4 protein-coding genes are annotated in these 3,194 nt (G+C 42.3%); all 4 read right to left on the bottom strand.

Annotated features, from left to right (window positions below):
* Nucleotides 1–331: 331 nt before the first annotated feature.
* From rsmI to tmk, 4 genes are read right to left on the bottom strand one after another with little or no spacing between them, the layout of a single operon-like run.
* On the bottom strand, nucleotides 332–1,210 hold the full coding sequence (gene rsmI, locus HT715_RS03280; RefSeq protein WP_001166876.1) for a 16S rRNA (cytidine(1402)-2'-O)-methyltransferase: 879 nt from the start codon (nucleotides 1,208–1,210) through the stop codon (nucleotides 332–334).
* Nucleotides 1,211–1,212: 2 nt separating this feature from the next.
* Nucleotides 1,213–1,530: a DNA replication initiation control protein YabA gene (gene yabA / locus HT715_RS03275; RefSeq protein WP_000358228.1), complete on the bottom strand. Its 318-nt coding sequence runs from the start codon at nucleotides 1,528–1,530 to the stop codon at nucleotides 1,213–1,215.
* A 39-nt stretch (nucleotides 1,531–1,569) separates the two neighbouring features.
* The gene (locus HT715_RS03270) at nucleotides 1,570–2,460 is read right to left on the bottom strand and encodes a DNA polymerase III subunit delta' (protein ID WP_119920008.1); all 891 of its coding nucleotides are present in this window, start codon (nucleotides 2,458–2,460) and stop codon (nucleotides 1,570–1,572) included.
* A complete protein-coding gene (gene tmk / locus HT715_RS03265) occupies nucleotides 2,457–3,095 on the bottom strand; it encodes a dTMP kinase (RefSeq protein ID WP_000033362.1) in 639 nt (212 codons plus the stop codon). The genes HT715_RS03270 and tmk overlap by 4 nt, the downstream gene beginning before the upstream one ends.
* Between the last annotated feature and the right edge of the window lie 99 nt (nucleotides 3,096–3,194).

The raw sequence follows: 3,194 nt of genomic DNA, 5'->3' as shown, positions 1-3,194 counted from the left end.
AAAGTCCCCCGGACTTTCCTCGCTCTCGAATTTCTTGGCTCAAGCTGAAAAAGTCCCCCGGACTTTTTCACTCCCACAAATCTTTCTATTTTTTTCTTCTACTAGTATAACAAAAAAAGGGAAGAAGGCAAACTTCCCTGTTTATACTAAATGAAAATCAAAGAGCAAACTAGCCGCAGGTTGCTCAAAGCACTGCTTTGAAGTTGTAGATAGAACTGACGAAGTCCAGCTCAAAACACTGTTTTGAGGTTGTGGATAGAACTGACGAAGTCAGTAACCACACCTACGACAAGGCGACGTTGACACGGTTTGAAGAGATTTTCGAAGAGTATTAGTCATTTTCTTGATTTTCTTCCCAATCATGGTAGGCAGCGTAGAGCTGGCTTTTATTCCACTGGTAAATCTTAGCGACTTCCTTGATAGCTTGATTTTTCTTCATGCCTTGCTGGATACGGGCTTGGATTTCTAAGAACAAGTCCTCCTCGTCTTTTTCCTCCACATCCTGACTGGCACCTTCAACAATGAGAAGGCATTCTCCTTTAAGTGGCGTTTCAGCAATGCTTTCCAATAACTCAGAAATGGTACCGCGTTGGTATTCTTCATAGATTTTAGTCAATTCCCTGACCAAGACAACCGAGCGGTTACCGTAGACTTCTAACATATTTTCCAACGTATCTGCTACACGATGAGGCGATTCATAGAAAATCTGAGTTTCAGGATAATCTTTTTTCGAGTCGAAAAATTGCTTTTGCTGGCCTGATTTTCTCGGTAAAAAGCCGTAAAAGATATGTGGTTGTGGCGCTAGACCACTGGCAATCAAGGCAGAAATTCCTGCAGAGGCACCTGGAACAGTCACAACTGCAATTTCTTCCTCAATAGCTGCCTTAACCAAATCATGACCAGGGTCTGAAATGCTAGGCAAACCGGCATCAGAGACCTGAGCAATACTTTGCCCTGCTTTCAAGAAACCAATCAAATCAGGAATTTTTTCCTTGGCATTGTGCTCATGAAAACTGATCTGCTTGGTGGAAATGTCAAAATGCTTGAGCAAAAGCCCTGTATTGCGCGTATCCTCAGCAGCAATCCAATCTACTTCTTTCAAGGTCTGGATAGCACGAAAAGTCATATCATCTAGATTGCCAATCGGCGTTGCCACTAGATACAGCTTGCCATAGGGAGACTGCCCCTTAAAACTTTTTTGAATTTGCATGCCTACTCCCTGTATAACAACTCATCACAGAACATACATTCTTCGTCCTGCTCTCGACGTTGTCCATAAAAATCATTACATACGTGAAATCCATCACGGTAAATACGACGGACACTTTCGCGAACATGCTTGGCCTTGACGGGAGCGTCTGCTTCCACCTCACCCAAGCGTTCTCGCAACTTACTATTTTCCAAGCGAAGAGCTGTATTTTCTTCTACCAAGCTCTTGAGATTTTTCTTGATGGCTTCCACATCGGCTAAGGTTACCAATAATTGTTGGGAAAAATCATCCAGCGCGTCAAATAATTCTTTTTTGTCCATAAAACAGCCCTTTCCTTTCTTTATCATTCATTTTTGAGTTTATATTTCTTTCAAGACCAGATATTCCATGGCATTTTGAAAGCTGACATTAGCTTGCCACATTTTTCTAGCTTCTAGTAAATCTTGTAGAATCACTCTTACTCTTACCTGCAAGAGGTCCTGCCCACAGAGAACTTCAAGAATCCGTAAAACCTGATCCTGTTTTTCCTTATCATCTGCCAAGTTGGCTAATTTGGCAACCTGTAGATAACTTTCTTTTTTCTTAGCTACTAACCAAGTCAGCAGGCGTTCACTTTCATAGACCAAGGTCCAAAAACTTGCCTGATTAGCCAACTTTTCTGCTTCAGCTCGCGATTGACTAAACTTAGTTAAAAGAGTCGCTTTTTTCTTAACAAGTCCCATTTGTTCTAAGAGTAAGATAAGTTTTTCTTCTTGCTTTTTAAAGTGGAAGATCTGAGTCCGACTTCGGATTGTCGGTAACATCTTTTCCTCATCGCTAGTCAAGAAGAAAATATAAACTTCACTCTGGGGTTCTTCGATGACCTTGAGCAGAGAATTGGCTGCGTTGGGATGCATTTTATCCGCTTGCTCGATGATAAAGACCTGTTGCTGGCTTTCAATCCCTGCTTGAGAAAACTGTCCCACCAATTCCCGAATGCGTTCTGTCTTGATGACCTGATTGACTGGCTTAATCAAGGTGACATCTGGAAACTCTTCCTGTTCAATCAGCTTGCAACTTCGGCATTTCTCACATGGTAAGACGCCAACTTTATCCGTACAAAAGAGGCTCTTAGCTAAAAATTGCGCCATTTCCAAGCTTCCAAAGAAACCTGAAAAGAGATAGGCGTGATTGAGCTGGTCTTGTTCTAAGATACGGACAAAACGGTCAAACTGATCTGGTTGCCAAGCCTTTAGTTGATCTTGTTTCATTTGGCCAAGCCCATTCCGTCAAACAAGACAGCCTTGGTAGTTTCCACAACTTGCTCCAAAGGGAGACTAGCATCAATCTTGACAATGCGATTTCCCTCTTTATCCAGAAGAGAAAGGTAGCCTTGACGAACTTTTTTATGCAAGTCCAACCCTTCCAAATCCAAACGATTAACCTCGCGGTCACTATTAGCAGCAATACGAGCCAGTCCTTCTTCCACCTCGATGTCAAAATAGAGTGTCAAATCGGGTTTGAGGCCATCTGTCGCAAACTGATTGAGCCAGTCAATGGCTTCAATATCTAAGCCACGACCAAATCCCTGATAGGCAACAGAACTATCGATAAAACGATCCATAATGACCAGCTTGCCAGCTTCAAGGGCTGGAAGAACTTTTTCCACCAAGTGCTGTCTGCGACTGGCAATATAGAGAAGCAACTCTGTCTTCGCATCCATCTGAGTATGACTTGGATCCAAAATTACTTCCCGAATCTTCTCCCCAATCAAGACTCCGCCAGGTTCACGGGTCGTCAGCACCTCTACCCCTTTTTCCTCTAAAATTGGTAGCAGAGCCTCTAAAACACTGGTCTTTCCTGCTCCCTCTGGTCCCTCAAGAGAGACTAAAAATCCTTTTGACATGTCTAACTCATTTCTTTTTTACTACTTCTATTCTATCAAAAAAATAGGGGTTTGTGACAATCTTTTTGTCTTCTCATTTCATACTCAATGAAAATCAAA

The sequence above is a fragment of the Streptococcus sp. 4155 genome, assembly GCF_013276695.1.
GTDB classification, from domain to species: Bacteria; Bacillota; Bacilli; order Lactobacillales; family Streptococcaceae; genus Streptococcus; species Streptococcus pseudopneumoniae.
This window is presented reverse-complemented; position numbering and strand designations above follow the sequence as displayed.